We start from the raw sequence: 16,880 nt of genomic DNA, 5'->3' as shown, positions 1-16,880 counted from the left end.
CGCGTCGCGTTCTGGAAAACTGGGGAAAGGAGCGTCTCGTCATGTTGTCACGCAATCTTGAGCAGACGCTGCATAAGGCTCTTATTCTGGCCGGTGAGCGGCATCATGAATATGCAACGCTTGAGCATCTGCTGCTTGCCCTGGTCGATGATGCGGACGCCGTTACGGTGTTCCGGGCATGCGGTGTTGATCTTGACCGCCTGCGGACCGATCTGACAGGTTTTCTTGATAAAGATCTGGCTGGTCTGGCGTCTGACCGGCCAACAGAACCCAAACCGACCGCCGCGTTTCAGCGCGTGATTCAGCGTGCGGCTATCCATGTTCAGTCAACAGGGCGGGAAGAAGTAAACGGGGCGAACGTTCTGGTGGCCCTGTTTGCCGAACGCGAAAGCCATGCCGTGTATTTTCTGCAATTGCAGGACATGACGCGTCTTGATGCCGTCAACTTCCTGTCACACGGCATTGCCAAGGCACCCGACCGCTCAACGCGCCGTCCTGTTACAGGCACGGGGTCTAACAATTCAGGCTCTGGGTCGGATAAGAATGAAGATGGAGAGCGCGGCGAAGCCCGTCCCCAGAAAAATCAGGACGCCTTGTCAACCTATTGCGTCAATCTGAACACCAAGGCTGAAGCGGGCAAAATTGACCCGCTGATTGGCCGTGACGTTGAAGTTGAACGCACGATCCAGATTCTGTGCCGTCGCACCAAGAACAACCCGCTTTACGTGGGTGATCCCGGCGTTGGGAAAACAGCCATTGCCGAAGGGCTAGCCCGCCGCATTGTAGAAGGCAATGTGCCGGAAGTTCTGCTGAAGGCGACCATCTATTCACTGGATATGGGCGCGCTTCTGGCGGGTACCCGCTATCGGGGTGACTTTGAAGAACGCCTGAAAGCTGTGGTGACGGAGCTTGATCAGGACCCGCACGGCATCCTGTTTATTGATGAAATCCACACTGTTATTGGCGCAGGTGCCACTTCAGGCGGGGCGATGGATGCCTCTAACCTGTTGAAGCCTGCGCTGGCGGCGGGCACGTTGCGCTGCATCGGGTCCACAACCTACAAGGAATTCCGCCAGCATTTTGAAAAGGACCGTGCTCTTGTGCGCCGGTTCCAGAAGATTGATGTGCCGGAACCAACCGTGGACGACGCAGTGAAGATTCTGCGTGGCCTGAAAAGTAGCTACGAAAAGCACCACAAGGTTCGCTACACGGAAGAAGCCATTCGTGGGGCTGTGGAACTTTCGGCCAAATATATTCATGACCGTAAACTGCCAGACAAGGCGATTGACGTGATTGATGAAGTGGGTGCATCGCGCATGCTGCTGCCTGAAGGGAAACGGCGTAAAACCGTCAACCTGAAGGATGTGGAAGATATCATTGCCCGGATTGCGCGTATCCCACCCAAAAGCATTTCTGCCGATGATAAAGAAGTGCTGCGGGCGCTGGAACGTGACCTGAAAGGCATGGTGTTTGGGCAGGATAAGGCAATCGAAACCCTGTCTGCCGCCATCAAGCTGTCTCGCGCCGGTTTGCGTGACCCTGAAAAGCCGATTGGCAACTATCTGTTCTCCGGCCCTACCGGGGTTGGGAAAACCGAAGTGGCCCGTCAGTTGGCATCCACATTGGGGATTGAGCTGATCCGGTTCGATATGTCGGAATATATGGAGCGTCACTCCATTTCCCGGCTGTTGGGCGCACCTCCCGGTTATGTCGGGTTTGATCAGGGCGGACTGTTGACTGATGCCATTGATCAGCACCCGCATGCTGTCCTGCTGCTGGATGAAATCGAGAAGGCTCACCCAGACCTCTATAACGTGCTGTTGCAGGTTATGGATCATGGGCGTCTGACCGACCACAACGGCAAGACGGTTGATTTCAGAAATGTCATTCTGATCATGACCACCAATGCCGGGGCAGCCGACCTGAGCAAGGAAGCAATCGGGTTTGGCCGTATAGCGCGTGACGGCGAGGATGAGGAGGCAATCAAACGCCTGTTTACCCCGGAATTCCGTAACCGTCTGGATGCCATTATTCCGTTTGCCAACCTGACACCGGAAACGGTTGGGCGTGTGGTTGAGAAGTTTGTGCTTCAGCTTGAAGCCCAGCTTGCAGACCGCAATGTCACGCTTGAGCTGTCTTCAGCTGCGAAGGAATGGCTGGCAGAGCGCGGGTACGACAGGCTGTATGGCGCACGTCCGCTGGGGCGTGTGATTCAGGAATCGCTGAAGAAGCCGCTGGCGGAAGAATTGCTGTTTGGCAAATTGACCAAAGGTGGCGCGGTGAAGATCGGCCTGAAAAATGGTGCCCTGACATTTGATGTTGTGGAAAGCAAAGCATTGGCTAACCCCGCATCTGATGAAGACGAACAAGGTGAGCGTGAGGAAGAAGCGGCTGGATAATCCAGCACATTCTTATCGTTAAAGGCTTATTACGAAAAACGGCCAGTCAGAGAGGATCTGACTGGCCGTTTTGCATTTATGAAAGACAGAGGACTAGGCGTTACGGCCTTGTTCCTCCTGCTGCTTCTTACTCGTACCGTTTGCCGTTTACGACAACATAGCCCGGCACACGCCATGACCACCCTGTGCCATGATGCGTCCAGTCGATTCCCTGCCTGCGAATGGAATCGAAGTAATAGCGGCCCACAACTTCAACCTGATCACCCTTGTTGACCCACGGCCATGCAGGCGCATTCATTTCATCCAGCCCGGAGACAATACGGATGGAAATACGCGGCGTGACGGCCACGTAAAAATAACCATGCCAGCCGCTGCGTGTGCGTCGGGCTTTTGGGGAAAGGGCAATCACCGTTCCGCAAATATGCACAGGCACATCCGCTTTGGGCTTTCCGTTTTCGAACGCCCACTGTTTGGCCAGAAAATCCTGATTATTGCAGCTTGCTGGCACGGTGGCAGTCAGGTCTGTCTCGGCAGCACGGGCCGAGGGTGCCACCGTGGTTGCCCCGGCCGAGAGGATGCCAGCAGCCAGAAGAGACCTGAAAAAAGCGGATGCTGTCATGGGCGAGAACCTTTTTGAATAAGACGCGGTGCGGTTTCGCAATGGCGACCGCTACCGTGTCTGTCAACAATTTCAGGCTTGCCCCGATTAATTGGACCGGTCAGTCATGTTCGCTTTGCAGGCGGGTGCGGTAATCATCTAGAAATTTGGCGACTTCAGGTTCAGGTTGAGGCGCTTTCTGGTTCAGGGCTTTCAGTGCGCGGATAATAGCCCCGATCACGACCAGCCGCGCATACCATTTATGGTTGGCGGGAACGATAATCCACGGTGCGTAAGGGCGCGCGGTTTCAGAAATCGCATCTTGATAGGCAGTCTGGTAACTATCCCAATATTCACGCTCCCGCAGATCAGCGGGGGAGAATTTCCAGCGTTTATCGGGCACTTCAAGGCGGGATAGCAGACGTTCCCGCTGTTCTTCGCGGGAAATATTCAGGAAAAACTTGAGCACCACCGTACCCTGCCGGGACAGATAATGTTCCAGATGCCGGATATCACTGTAACGGCCTTTCCAGAACTCGGGTGACGGCACATCGCCGGGCAGGTGCTCCCGTTCGAGCAGGTCGGGGTGAACGCGCGTTACCAGCACATCTTCATACTGGCTACGGTTGAAAATAACGATACGCCCTGCCTGCGGGGCGGCAGCATGGATACGCCATAAAAACCCATGCAGAAGTTCGGTCGGCCCCGGCTGTTTGAAAGAACTAACGGCAACCCCCTGCGGGTTAACCCCAGACATGACATGCTTGATGGTACCGTCTTTGCCTGCGGCATCCATGCCCTGAAAAATAATCAGAAGCGAATGGGTCTGGTTGGCATAAAGCAGTTCCTGCAAATCCTGCAGAAGTGTTTTTACCTGTTTCAGGAGACGCGCTCCGTCCACCTTGGTCAGCCCCAGATCACCGTCATCATCGGGGTCATGCTGTTTCAGCTCAAATTTATCACCGTCTGTAATGTGGTAGCTGTCCAGCGCGTGCAGAAACTTGGTGAGCTTGTCCATGCTATCCTCTTTTTTGTCTGAAGGGATGCTAGGTCTGAAAAGACAATTTGTAAAAATCTGATCCTGTATAGCTGGTGTAGGCAGAACGGTCTGCTCGTGCTGCCCCCTGTTTTCCGCGCCCCCAAACAGACAATGGAAAAGGTCTTAGGTGTGAGATTTGGCGGTGGAAAGGTTGCCAAAACATGAACCCGATCTCATATCCAGAGTCATGGCTTTGAAGCATATCTCTCTTCTCAGGCAGTCAACGCAGCCGGGACAGTCCTTAACGGGCCTTCTGCTGGTGGCTTCTCCCGCATTGGCAGACACTCCTTTTGCCCGAAGTGTCATTTATCTATGTGCCCATGCGCATGATGGCGGCGCAATGGGATTTGTGGTCAACCACAGACTGCCCAAGGTCGCCTTGGACGAAGTGCTGGACCAATTAGAAATAGGTCAGCTTCCCCCCCACAGCCGCGTAGGGATCTGCGCCGGTGGCCCGGTAGAGGAAACACGTGGCTTCGTCCTGCATTCGACAGACTGGAAGACGGAAGGAAGTCTGGTGGTTTGCGATGATATTGCGCTGTCTGCCAGTCTGGATGTTTTGAAAGAAAGCATGGCGGGTCGCGGCCCGCGGGATGCCCTGTTGGCCATGGGGCATGCCAGTTGGGGCGCTGGTCAATTGGAAGAAGAAATTTTTCGGCATGATGCGTGGCTGCTGGCCCCGGCATCGCGCGAGATTGTGTTCGGGGCAGATTATGCCGCCAAGTGGCGGCAGGCGCTTGCCAGCATTGATCTGGACCCCGTCAGACTAACAGGGCAGACCGGGCACGCCTGATCTGGCGCACCCGGATTAAAGAGTACGTTAGAAGCGAAAGACGAAGTTTGACTGATAATACGTGCCGCTTGACCCACCGGCGCGGTTCAGGGCGTGAGATGTCATGAAACGGGAGACATATTGCGTCCATGAAAAATGCGGCGTGATCTGCCATGCCAGAGACGCCTGCGGGGCCATGCCGATGAACTTGCCGTCAAAATTATGCGCAAACGTATAATACCCGGAAGAGCGATAAACCGGATCTTGCGTGCTGTAACGCCAGAAAAGCGGATATTTGACCTGCAAGCTTAAGGATTTCAAAAAAGTGGCTCGGACTAACGGGGCAAAGCTGATCAGGTTTGACCCCGTCATATAGGTTGTGGTGTCCAGGTAGTTGGTCTGTGGGTTAAAGGGGGAAATGTAGGTGCCAATCGTACCATCTTTCTTATTTTTATTGCCGCCGGAATACACGTCGGTCTGTAAACCAAGGAAAGTATGAAAGCGGTTTTTTGGAATACGATACCCCACCAGTGTGTTGATGGCATAGCTGCTGACATCGCGTGACTGATTGGTTTTGGCGTAACGAAAAACCCCACCCTGCCAGATCCCTCCAAGCGAAAATTCAAACGGTCCGGCAAGACCATGCCACCGCACACCAAAATTATTGCGTGTGTTTGACCCGTTCTGGCTGCCTTTGGCTGTCGCAATGGCCCCGGATGATCCAGACAGCTTGTACCCAACATAGAAGACGTCAAGAAACGAATAGGTTCTGTCATTCATGAAGTGCCCATCGGGTGGGGACCATGTCATATTGAAACCATATAGTCGGGTATTGTAATTTTCCGTATCATGAAACATTTTTGTGTAGCTGTCATTTGTCTGCACAAAATCCCACCCATCAATACGGATACGCGGCCAGACCATGTAACCGCGAAACCCGTTCCATGACAGCGGGACGTTGGGCGTTTCACGATTATACAGCATGTAGGATGGTGCATCTAAAAACTGCTGACGGCCGAACATGAAACCACTTTTTGCACCCAGCATGTTCCAGCGGGTTTCAATAAAAGCCTGTTGTACATCCAGACGCTTTCTGTAGGTGCTGCCATATCCGTAGCCGTTCCACCCCCCGGCATCCGCGTTGATAAGCTGCCCGAACAGCCTGACGTGTGACCCCAGATGCAGGTCTGCCCCATACAGGTTTCTCACCCCAAAACGTCCGGAGTCATTGTTTTTCTGGGTGCCCAGATTGGGACGGCTTTCAAACCAGTTGCGCAGCCGGGTCTCACCTGAAAAGCTGAGCCAGATGGAGCCACTTTTGTTCAGAGCAATATATTTCAAAACATCAAAAGGGTCCGAGCGTTTGCTTTTATCGCGCAGGCGGCTCCAATCTTCCGCCCAAGGGGCAATGCCGTATTGGCCTACAGGCCCAAACCCTGCGGCTTCACCATTGCCACGGTTAAACACGCCCCAGTCATACTGTCGCCCGGATGATCGGCCCTGTGCACCGGTTGTCCGCACGGGCTGACCAACCGGGGTCGCGTGTGGGTACAGCACAATATTGGGAAGCGGTGCTGTATGAACCGTAATCTGTTCACCTGACCGAGCAAGAGCGGCGGGCGCAGAGGTCGCTTTTGTCGGCACATTCGGGACAGTTTGGGGTGTTGCGGTGCGTATAACGCTTGCTTGCGTGGCATTTTCAGCCGCTTTGGCTTCCACAGACATCAGGCACAACGCAGAGGAAGCCAGAAAAAGAGAGCGTGAGAAAGCCAGAGACTGAAAGCCAACCATAGAAATGTTCCGCAAAGACAGGCGTGCAAACAATTTTCACGCAATTCAAATCGTGTTTTTAACGATAAACATATCACGATTAAAATCGCAATAATAAAAAACAGTTTAATATCGTGAAATATAGAAAGATATGACGCGTTAATAAGGGCCAATCGAAGCGCTAAGGGGCTACCTATCTAGGAAAACCCTTCTGTGACAAAAGGGAAAACAAGGATTTTCCTTGGATTCAAGAAAACACGATCACATATGTTTTTTCTTGACGAATAATATACAAATGATAACGTGGATTACAGAGTGATGGGATAATGCACAGTCGGGTCTAGCCCTGACTGAGTGGGGAAGGGCAGAACGAGTGTCAGGATTAATATCACGTCGTAATTTTCTTGGGGCTAGTGTTCTGGCTGGTGGTGCGTTAGCGGGGGTGTCATTCCGTCATGCGCAGGCCGAAACGCTCCGTCTGCTGAACGTCTCGTACGACCCGACGCGGGAGCTATACGCAGATATTAACAAGGTGTTTGCGGCATCGTATGCCAAATCACATAGCGGCAGCAGCGTGTTTGTGCGCACGTCAAATGGTGGTTCCGGCGCGCAGGCTCGCTCAGTGTTGGAAGGTTCGCCTGCTGATATTGTTACGCTGGGGCTGGCGTATGATATTGACGTGCTGGCGCAACATGGCCTGCTGGCAACGGACTGGCAGAAGCGGCTTCCGCATAATTCTACGCCTTTTACCAGCACCATTGTGTTTCTGGTCAGAAAAGGAAACCCCAAACATATTCAGGATTGGGCCGACCTGATCCGTGATGATGTAAAGGTTATTACGCCTAACCCTAAAACATCGGGCGGGGCACGTTGGAACTACCTTGCCGCTTGGGGCTGGGCGATTCATCAGCCGGGTGGATCAGAAGCTTCAGCGCGGGAGTATCTGAAAGCGCTATTTAAGCATGTGCCGGTGCTAGATACCGGGGCCCGTGGCGCGACAAACAGCTTTGTGCAACGGGGTTTGGGCGATGTGCTGCTGGCATGGGAAGATGAGGCATTGCTTGCCGCACGGGACATCGGGCCAGATCAGTTCGATATTGTTGTGCCCAAACTGACCATTCTGGCTGAACCGCCGGTGGCCGTGGTGGATAAAAACGTAGCCCAGCATGGGACACAGGCTGCGGCGCAGGCGTATGTGGAGTTTCTGTTTACGCCCGAAGCGCAGCGTATTGGCGCAGAGCATTACTTCCGACCGGTTGACCCCACGGTTGCCGCAGAAAGCGCCAGCCGCTTCCCCAAAGTTGAAACATTTGATGTGGCAAGTCTGGGTGGCTGGAGCGTGGTGCAGAAAAAGCACTTTGGTGATAACGGCGTATTTGACCAGATTTCCCAAGGTTAACGCGAAAGACCGATGCGGCCAGCAGAGAGGCTGCATCGGTTTTTCAGGCCTGTGGAAAAACCAGCTTACAAAGGTCGAAAGGCCTTTTGATGTGGCATGGCCGTAGCTGGTTGCGGCATTGCAGGTGCCGCTTGCGGGCTGAATGGATCAGTCAGGGGGTGCTCTGGGGCAGGTTGACCGGGTTTGAACGGTGGGTCTGTCATACCCAGCGGTGGTTGTGCGGCACTTTGTTCTGTCGGTGTCATGGCAAAACGGGTGCGGGGAAGGGCTTCGGGGCATTCCTCACACATCCACCGGATGATTTTTTCCCGAATTTCGCACCGTAAGTCCCAACTCCGTATGGCTGTGCGGGCGCTGGCGGTTACGCGAATAATCATGATGTGGTCAGTGCAGTCTGCCACCTGGGCGCTGAAGTCTTTTCCTGTCCATTGTGGGCAGGACCGCACAATTTCTTCCAGCTTGCTGCGTAATTTCTCCATTGGTGCCCTGTAATCAACGTACAGATAGACGGCACCAATCAATTCGGCCGAATTATAGGTCCAGTTTTCAAACGGCGTATCCAGAAAATAGGCGATAGGCACAATGCGCCGCCGCCAGTCCCATGACCGCAAAACAACGTAGGTGGAGGTAATTTCCTCAACCCATGTCCAATCACCTTGAAAGGCAATCAGGTCGCCCATGCGGATTGGCTGGGTCATGGCAATCTGCACACCAGCAAACAGATTGACCAGAATAGGCCGTGCCGCCAACCCGACAATAAGCGACGCCGCACCAGCCGATGCAAACAGGCTAAGCCCGTATTCTCGCACGGGTTCAAACGTCATCAGTTCGGCACCAGCAGTCAGAACACAGATCATGATTTCTGCCACACGCCGCAGCAGGCGCACCTGTGTGGCATGTTTGCGGGCAAGAATATCATCATCCTGATCGGTTTCTGAAAAACGCGTCAGGTAAGCATCGGAAATAACCCGGACAGTCAGAAAGCTGCCATAGCCCATAACACCCACAAAACTCATTAACAGCAGGTGGGCGACTGTATCCAGCAAATCTCCATGCAGCCCGCAGGCGGGAAGCGCTAGACTCATGGCCAGAATGACAACGGTAAGCCGAACTGGGCCACGCAGAGTGCGCGTAAAAGACCGGACAAAGGCCCCGCGCTTGGCACCCGGAATCCGCATCAGAATACGATCTGTTGCAAGACGACTGATAAGTGCTGCCACCAGCCCGATCAGCCCCAGAACCAGAAGAGACACAACTGAAGAAGGAAGCCAGCTCAACCAGCTTCTGAAAGATGAGACAACGGGAGTCAGTTCATGCTGAATGGTCCGCGCCATAGGATCATGCGTGAGGGTGGCCGCTGAAATGGACATACGAGAAGCGTAAACACCTCATGAAAAAGGGTTGAATGGCATGCATGAGCAAAACATGCCCGCGCGATGGCAGCCTGTTTTAGGCCAAGAGATGGAATGAAGACGCAGACGCACCGAAATGGTTCGATGCAAAGCAGCCCTGCAGGCGAGGGCGCGGCAGTCTTCAGCGGGAAGAAGCAGAATTGTAACGGATTGGCGCGAAGAAAGAAACCCGGCTTAACTGACCGGGGTTGGGCTATCAGTGGCCAAAGCATCCGCCGGTTTACGGGCCCACCGCCATGCCCCCAGCCCCTGACGGGCCAGTTCACGATGCATGATCATGATAGGCCATTGACCTGACCCTTGGTAATTGCCCATGCCATCTGGTGCTGCCAGACGCTGGGCCAGGGCTTCAACCAGCGTGACGGAGCGATGCCTGCCGCCTGAACATCCAATAGCAATGGTGGCGTATTTTTTCCCTTCCTGCACAAAGCGGGGCAAAACCAGTTGAAGCATGGCGTGAATCTGGTTCAGGAACGGAAGATAGTCAGCATCTTTGGCGACGTAGTCAGCTACATCGGCATCAAGCCCTGTCTTGGGGGCTAGTTCTGGCACGTAATGCGGGTTTTTAAGAAAACGCGCGTCAAAAACAATATCAGCCTCGCGCGGTAAACCAGCGGGGAAAGCAAACGACATCAACGCGACTGTCAGCCCTTCGGCTGAGCCACCCTGCCATGGGCTAAAGCGGCTTTCGACAAACTGCCGAAGTTCTGGTGGTGGCATGTCTGACGTATCAATCACCAGATCAGCCGCTGCTCGTAATGGCGCTGTCAGGGCTGTTTCTTCTTCAATCCCTTCCTTGATGCTGCCGTGCAGCGCCAACGGATGGCGGCGGCGGGTGGCCGTATAACGGCGCAGCAGTACGCTTTCCTCTGCTGTGGCGTAAATCAGTTCAACCCGCAGATTGGGGTTAACCCGCAGACGGGCAAGGGCTTCAAGCACGGCCGAGGCATCAAACCCCCGAGTGCGGGAATCGACCCCAATCGCTACCGGACGTTCCGCACGGGCCACAATATCGTCCAGCATTCCTAAGGGAGGGTTATCAATAACTTCGTGGTCCAGATCTTCCAGAATGCGCAGGATAGAGGACTTTCCAGCCCCAGAAAGCCCGGAAACCAGCAGGATACGGCGTGGAACCAGCGTATCATCCGCGCACATGAGATCAGTTCCTTATCTGATGCCGGGCAAAAAACCATGCTGCCCGACAGAGAACGTAAAAAGGGAAAGTTCCTCTCGTCACACGGGGGCGGGCACTGCCTGACGAAAGCATAATCCTGAAGTGGCGGGCGCATTATGCTCAGTTCACCCGGTGTTGCGCAATATGTCTGTGCTGACTTCGTAGGGCAGGGCCTGCCTGCACACCGTGCATGACATACGCCATGGTTGTAGGTTATGCTTTGTTACGAAAGAGCAATTTGCGATTTCTTCAAGCTTGGCAGTATGGTCGGCCCCGATGGTTAATGCGGTACAGCACTCTTCTTCCCCTTCCTCTGGCGTCATGGCTCGGATTGAGCGCATTCCGGGCGGTATCAGAATAGTGGGCTTACGTTCCGCTGATGCTGCGACGCAGGCGATTGCCGAACAATGCCAGTCAGCTTTGGAACAAGGCGCTGCTCTGCTTGATGTGCGCGGTTACAGCATGGCGGATGTCACGCGTGTTGTCGCAACGATTGCCGATGCGGCGGAATTTCCCACCTGTTTTCCCACATTGCGGCATATTTTTTCACATCACTCACCGTCTCTGACCCTCATGTGGGTCAAGAGCCTGTCGCCAGAAAGTGTGAAAATAGAACTTGAGCTCTATGTAGAAGCCGATCTCGCCTGAAAACGGTAAGGATGTGCGGAACCAACACGGTGAGCCGGATATTCTTCCGCCTAGCCGTGCAACACAGCCGGGTAAGGCAGGCTGTTAGAGGCTGACCCGAGAACCGGAAGGACGCGGCAACCGCACCGTAAAACGTGCGCCTACCACATGGCCTTGTGAATCATGACGATTTTCTACAGAAATCGTGCCGTGCAAGGCTTCAACAATATGGCGGCTGATAGAAAGCCCAAGGCCGGAGTGCTGACCAAAATTCTCATTTTTCGGCCGTTCGGAATAAAACCGGTCAAAAATGGAATCCAGTTTGGCCTGAGGAATACCCGGCCCTTCATCTGAAACGGAAAGGGCAACCATGCTTCCGGAAGGTGCCGCTTCCAGCACAATCTGGCCGTTCGGGGGCGAAAAGGAAATGGCATTGCCAATCAGGTTCCGCAGAACCTGAACAAGTCGATCTTCCACCGCCAGCACACGAAGCGGGTTTTCAGGCGAATCCCCTTCCACTTTGGTGACCATAACCGGCTGGCCATCCTTACGGGTTGCCTGATGAATTTCGGTCAGAACCGATAGCAATGGCATGACTGACACGGGTTCAACGCGTGCACGGGACATTTCAGCGTCCAGTCGGCTGGCATCTGAAATGTCGGTAATCAGCCGGTCAAGGCGAAGAACATCCTGATTAATAATGGTCAGCAACCGCCGCTGCTGGTTCAAATCTTCAATGCGCAGCAGGGTTTCGATAGCTGAGCGGATTGAAGAAAGCGGATTTTTGATTTCGTGGCTGACATCGGCTGCAAAGCGTTCAATGGCATCCATGCGCTTCCATAATGCTTGCGCACTGGCCTGAAGGGCGCGGGCAACGTCCCCGATTTCATCACGCCGGGCCAGCAGGCGGGCAGGCACTGTTCCTGTCCGCCCAGACGATTCACGCATGACCTGCGCTGACGCTGCCAATCGCAGCAAAGGCCGGGCGATCGTCAGCGACAGATACCATGACAGCAGGACGGTAATAATCAGCACCATCAAGAACAGCGACAGGATGGAGGAGCGGATGGCAAAAACAGATCGATCGACTTGTGATGCTGCGCGGGTAAGCTGAATAATACCGACGGTGTGTCCATCGCGGATAACAGGTTCCGCGACAGTGATAATCAGTCGGCCGTTGGCCGTGCGCCGGATGTAAGGGGGCGCTTCTGGTGGCGGATGAAAATCCGGGCCAGAAACGTCTTGTGGGCGCGCCGGATCAGCCGGGATATCGGCTTCGTTAGTGTCCAGCGTGACAATGTCTGCTTTGTTGCTGGTCCAGACCCATGTCAGCAGGCGCTCCAGAAAGCTGGGCTCCAACGTGACAGGGCCGTTAAACGCACCCATTGGCGCATGGAGATGATGTTCCCCATGACGTAGCGGAAAGGCGTGGTCTGCCGCACTCGCGGGTTCAGCTTCGTTATCAGCCACCAGTTGGCCATCGGGGCCAAACAGGCGGGCATGGGCGTTGGGGCTTGGCTCTGTCAGGCGCAGCAGCAGGCGGCGTGACCGTGTAGCTTCAAGGGTAAAGGCGCCATCCGGGTCCGTGCTGCGTTGGCGCGGGGTTCTGATCGCGCTTTCGCCCAGCGCCCCGGCGTAGATACGGGCCTGTTCGCGCAGACTGGTCACTTCTGATGCCAGAAGACTGTTTCTGAACTGGTTCAGAAACAGCATGGTTACACCCAGAAGCGCGAGAGGCAGGATGTTGACCAGCATGATGCGGCGCATAAGCGGGGAAACAAGCCGCGTGCGCGATGCTTCATAGGCTGCCGTGGCCTCAACGCCCCCCTGCTTGCTCCCTTGTCCGGGTAGCCGAAGGCTTTTCAGCCGTGTGAGCGATGAAGAAACAGACATGCGGGTCCGGCGCGTCATGGGCCGGGCTCAGTCTTCCCGGTACCGGTAGCCAATGCCGTAAAGCGTTTCAATCTGGTTGAAATTGTCATCAACCTGACGGAATTTCTTCCGCACCCGTTTAATATGACTGTCGATTGTGCGGTCATCCACATACACGGTGTCGCCATAGGCGGCGTCAATCAACTGATCGCGGGATTTTACCAGACCGGGGCGCATGGCCAGAGTTTTGACCAGCAGAAACTCGGTTACAGTCAGGGGAACGTCTTCCCCGTTCCATGTACATTTGTGGCGCAGTTCATCCAGCGCCAGTGCCCCGCGTACCAGCGCACCGCCCATCGGGGTGCCGCTGGCTTCGGCCCGGCTGGCTTCGTTACGGCGCAGAATGGCGCGAATCCGCTCCAGCAGCAGGCGTTGGGAAAACGGCTTGGTAATGTAATCATCCGCGCCCAGACGCAGGCCCATCAACTGGTCAACTTCCTCGTCTTTTGAAGACAGGAAAATGACCGGCAGATGAGAGCGCGCACGCAGGCGCTGCAACAGTTCCATGCCGTCCATACGGGGCATCTTGATATCCAGCACGGCCAGATCAACCGGGTAAGCCGTCAGGCCCTGCAGGGCCGATTCGCCATCCGTATAGGTGCGGACCTGAAAGCCTTCTGCTTCCAGTGTCATTTGTACCGAGGTCAGGATGTTGCGGTCGTCATCAACCAGCGCAATCGTCTGCTTGGTACGCTCTACCATGGTGTGCGGTTTCCTTCATCGCCATCAGCGCAAGCCCATGATCATACGCGGATCACCGCTTTTGCACCATGGGGCTTGGTTTTCTCATCCTGTATGGGTTTTGAGCACGGGTTGAGCGCGTTGTAAAATCATCAGGGCTGTGTGGTGTGGGTCTTGTCGGTTTCGGGTGGGTTGCTTACTTCATAGGGCATGACCCACGATACAGATCCCAACCGGGTCGGCACGCCGGCGGAGCCGGCTGAAACCGACCAGATTTTTCAGCCTCAGGATGCCGCTGCTTCTGAGGGTGAACCGAGTGCAGACCAGCCAGCAGGGGCCGAAGGCCGCGTGCAGGAGCTTGAGCAGGAAGCTGCCGAGTTCAAGGAAAAATGGCTGCGTGCGGAAGCTGACAACCAGAATCTGCGCGCCCGTGCCAAACGCGACGTCGATGACGCCCGCCAGTATGCGGTGCAGAAATTTGCGCGTGACGTGGTTGAAGCCGCAGAAAACCTGCGTCGTGCCATTGCCAGCCTGCCTGCCGCGCAGGAAGGTGAGGACAGCGTTCTGACCAAAATGCGTGAAGGGATAGAAAGCACCGAACGGTCTTTTGTCTCCATTCTGGAACGTCACGGCATCAAATGTGATGACCCGCAAGGGAAGGTATTTGACGCCAACCTGCATCAGGCCATGGCAGAACAGCCGAGTGCCGAGCACGCGCCCGGCACAGTGATGCAGGCATGGACACCCACATGGACACTGCATGGCCGTTTGCTGAAACCTGCCATGGTTGTGGTTGCCAAAGCCGCAGAATAAGCCCCGGTAGGCAGGGCGCTGTGCTGTTGCGTATGGGCGGTGAATAATTTTTCCGCAGCAGGTCCGGTTCCACTTGAAAGGATACGGACTGCACCATACATCAGTCATAACACTCACGGCCTGTTCTCCACAGGGGAGGCAGGCGGTGCAGATTAGGACCGGGTCCGGTGCTTCGGGCCAGACCAGGTCGCTGAAGGAGAGTATGAATGAGCAAAGTTATCGGTATTGACCTTGGTACAACCAACTCCTGCGTTGCTGTACGTGAAGGAAACGAAAACCGCGTTATTGAAAATAGCGAAGGCGCACGCACAACCCCGTCCATGGTTGCATTTACCGAAGGTGGTGAAATGCTGGTTGGGCAGGCTGCGAAACGTCAGGCTGTTACAAACCCGACAAATACATTTTATGCAGTAAAGCGTCTTATCGGCCGCCGTTATGATGACCAGACGGTGCAGAAAGATAAGGAAATGGTCCCGTATTCCATTGTTAAGGGTGACAATGGCGATGCATGGGTGGAAGCACGCGGCACGAAATATGCCCCTTCCCAGATTTCCGCTTTCGTTCTGGGTAAGATGAAGGAAACGGCCGAGGCTTACCTTGGTGAAAAAGTGACGCAGGCCGTCATTACCGTTCCGGCTTACTTTAACGATGCCCAGCGTCAGGCAACCAAGGATGCCGGTCGTATTGCTGGCCTTGAAGTGCTGCGTATCATTAACGAACCAACCGCTGCTGCCCTTGCCTATGGCATGGAAAAGAAAAGCGGCGGCACCGTTGCTGTTTATGACCTTGGTGGTGGCACGTTCGACGTTTCCGTTCTGGAAATTTCTGACGGCGTGATCGAAGTGAAATCCACAAACGGTGATACGTTCCTGGGTGGTGAAGACTTCGATAACCGCATTATCGGGTATCTGGCTGACGAGTTCAAACGGGAGCAGGGCATTGACCTGCGCGCTGACAAGCTGGCCCTGCAGCGTCTGAAAGAAGCTGCTGAAAAAGCGAAGATCGAACTGTCTTCGTCCAAGGAAACGGAAATCAACCTGCCGTTCATCACCGCTGACGCTTCTGGTCCGAAGCATCTGGTGCTGAAGCTGACCCGCGCCAAGCTGGAAAGCCTTGTTGATGACCTGATCCAGCGCACGCTTGAACCCTGTAAGGCTGCTTTGAAAGACGCTGGCGTTTCTGCCTCTGAAGTGGATGAAGTCATCCTCGTTGGTGGTATGACCCGTATGCCGAAGGTTATCGAAGCTGTGAAACAGTTCTTCGGTAAAGACCCGGCCCGCAATGTGAACCCCGATGAAGTGGTGGCAATTGGTGCGGCTATTCAGGGTGCGGTGCTGAAAGGTGACGTGAAAGACGTTCTGCTGCTGGACGTGACCCCGCTTTCTCTGGGTATTGAAACCCTTGGTGGCGTGTTCACCCGTCTGATTGACCGGAATACAACCATTCCGACCAAAAAGAGCCAGACGTTCTCAACCGCGGAAGACAACCAGAACGCCGTGACCATTAAGGTCTATCAGGGCGAACGTGAAATGGCGGCTGACAACAAGCTGCTTGGCAACTTTGACCTGACGGGTATTGCGCCTGCGCCGCGTGGTGTGCCGCAGATTGAAGTGACGTTTGACATCGACGCCAACGGTATCGTGTCCGTGTCTGCCAAGGATAAGGCAACAGGCAAGGAACAGCAGATCAAGATCCAGGCTTCTGGTGGTCTGTCTGACAGCGATATTGAGCAGATGGTGAAAGACGCTGAAGCCAACGCCGAAGCTGATAAAGCCAAGCGCGAACAGGTTGAAGTGCGTAACAACGCTGAAAGCCTTGTGCATCAGGTTGAAAAGTCTCTGTCAGAAGCAGGTGACAAGGTTCCGGCTGAAGACAAGACCGCTGCTGAAAACGCTATCGCCACGGTAAAATCTGCTCTGGAAGGCACAGATGCAGAAGCGATCAAGAGCGCGACTGAAGCCCTGACGCAGGCAGCCATGAAAATTGGTGAAGCTGTGTATAAGGCTGGTCAGGCTGAAGAAGGTGCCGCAGCAGGTGGTGCTGGTGCCGCCGGTGCGAAACCGAATGACGAAAAAATTGTCGATGCGGACTTTGAGGACGTAAACGACAAAAAGTCCTGATCGGACGCTGTTAAGGGCAGCAGGGTTTAACGCCCTGCTGTTCCGACATTTTTCTTCGGCGTCCGCGCTTCCAGGAAGGCGGACGCCTTTGTCATATCTGACACAGTGCTGCGCTCATGTAAGAGGCAGAGCTCTACAAGAGGA

Annotated in this window: 13 protein-coding genes; 6 read left to right on the top strand and 7 right to left on the bottom strand. The window is 54.7% G+C overall.

The genetic code is table 11. The annotated features are described in order from the left end of the window. Window positions 1-41 precede the first annotated feature (41 nt). Complete coding sequence (clpA, locus tag Abin_RS00195) at window positions 42-2,399, top strand: ATP-dependent Clp protease ATP-binding subunit ClpA (protein ID WP_048844364.1); 2,358 nt, start codon at window positions 42-44, stop codon at window positions 2,397-2,399. A gap of 127 nt (window positions 2,400-2,526) precedes the next feature. Here clpA and Abin_RS00190 read toward each other — a convergent pair whose 3' ends face one another. Beyond that, window positions 2,527-3,018 carry a DUF3465 domain-containing protein gene (locus tag Abin_RS00190; RefSeq protein WP_048844363.1) on the bottom strand — a complete coding sequence of 164 codons (492 nt, stop codon included), beginning with the start codon at window positions 3,016-3,018 and terminating at the stop codon, window positions 2,527-2,529. 100 nt (window positions 3,019-3,118) lie between these two features. Continuing rightward, a complete protein-coding gene (locus Abin_RS00185; RefSeq protein WP_048844362.1) occupies window positions 3,119-4,015 on the bottom strand; it encodes a PPK2 family polyphosphate kinase in 897 nt (298 codons plus the stop codon). A gap of 208 nt (window positions 4,016-4,223) precedes the next feature. On the opposite strand from Abin_RS00185, the gene Abin_RS00180 reads away from it, so the two are divergent. After that, on the top strand, window positions 4,224-4,829 hold the full coding sequence (locus Abin_RS00180) for a YqgE/AlgH family protein (RefSeq protein ID WP_048844361.1): 606 nt from the start codon (window positions 4,224-4,226) through the stop codon (window positions 4,827-4,829). Window positions 4,830-4,856: 27 nt separating this feature from the next. On the opposite strand, the gene Abin_RS00175 is transcribed toward Abin_RS00180, so the two are convergent. Beyond that, a complete protein-coding gene (locus Abin_RS00175; RefSeq protein ID WP_255319323.1) occupies window positions 4,857-6,599 on the bottom strand; it encodes an alginate export family protein in 1,743 nt (580 codons plus the stop codon). A gap of 352 nt (window positions 6,600-6,951) precedes the next feature. On the opposite strand from Abin_RS00175, the gene Abin_RS00170 reads away from it, so the two are divergent. Next, entirely contained in the window at window positions 6,952-7,977 is a 1,026-nt protein-coding gene (locus Abin_RS00170; RefSeq protein ID WP_048844360.1) for a sulfate ABC transporter substrate-binding protein, read from the top strand. 65 nt (window positions 7,978-8,042) lie between these two features. On the opposite strand, the gene Abin_RS00165 is transcribed toward Abin_RS00170, so the two are convergent. Continuing rightward, entirely contained in the window at window positions 8,043-9,347 is a 1,305-nt protein-coding gene (locus tag Abin_RS00165; RefSeq protein ID WP_048844359.1) for a mechanosensitive ion channel family protein, read from the bottom strand. Window positions 9,348-9,563: 216 nt separating this feature from the next. Continuing rightward, window positions 9,564-10,544, bottom strand: a complete 981-nt coding sequence (gene rapZ / locus Abin_RS00160) for an RNase adapter RapZ (protein ID WP_048844358.1) — start codon at window positions 10,542-10,544, stop codon at window positions 9,564-9,566. 295 nt (window positions 10,545-10,839) lie between these two features. On the opposite strand from rapZ, the gene Abin_RS00155 reads away from it, so the two are divergent. Next, on the top strand, window positions 10,840-11,211 hold the full coding sequence (locus Abin_RS00155; protein ID WP_086659491.1) for a Rid family hydrolase: 372 nt from the start codon (window positions 10,840-10,842) through the stop codon (window positions 11,209-11,211). Window positions 11,212-11,295: 84 nt separating this feature from the next. Here Abin_RS00155 and Abin_RS00150 read toward each other — a convergent pair whose 3' ends face one another. Together Abin_RS00150 and Abin_RS00145 are read right to left on the bottom strand one after the other, a co-directional pair. Further along, complete coding sequence (locus Abin_RS00150; protein WP_371862214.1) at window positions 11,296-12,957, bottom strand: ATP-binding protein; 1,662 nt, start codon at window positions 12,955-12,957, stop codon at window positions 11,296-11,298. Between the two features lie 153 nt (window positions 12,958-13,110). After that, complete coding sequence (locus Abin_RS00145) at window positions 13,111-13,824, bottom strand: response regulator transcription factor (RefSeq protein ID WP_048844355.1); 714 nt, start codon at window positions 13,822-13,824, stop codon at window positions 13,111-13,113. Window positions 13,825-14,013: 189 nt separating this feature from the next. Here Abin_RS00145 and Abin_RS00140 point away from each other — a divergent pair, with 189 nt between their 5' ends. Together Abin_RS00140 and dnaK are read left to right on the top strand one after the other, a co-directional pair. After that, entirely contained in the window at window positions 14,014-14,616 is a 603-nt protein-coding gene (locus tag Abin_RS00140; RefSeq protein WP_048844354.1) for a nucleotide exchange factor GrpE, read from the top strand. Window positions 14,617-14,822: 206 nt separating this feature from the next. After that, complete coding sequence (dnaK, locus tag Abin_RS00135; RefSeq protein ID WP_048844353.1) at window positions 14,823-16,736, top strand: molecular chaperone DnaK; 1,914 nt, start codon at window positions 14,823-14,825, stop codon at window positions 16,734-16,736. Window positions 16,737-16,880 lie beyond the last annotated feature (144 nt).

The organism is Acetobacter indonesiensis, from assembly GCF_000963945.1.
Taxonomy (GTDB): domain Bacteria; phylum Pseudomonadota; class Alphaproteobacteria; order Acetobacterales; family Acetobacteraceae; genus Acetobacter; species Acetobacter indonesiensis.
This window is presented reverse-complemented; position numbering and strand designations above follow the sequence as displayed.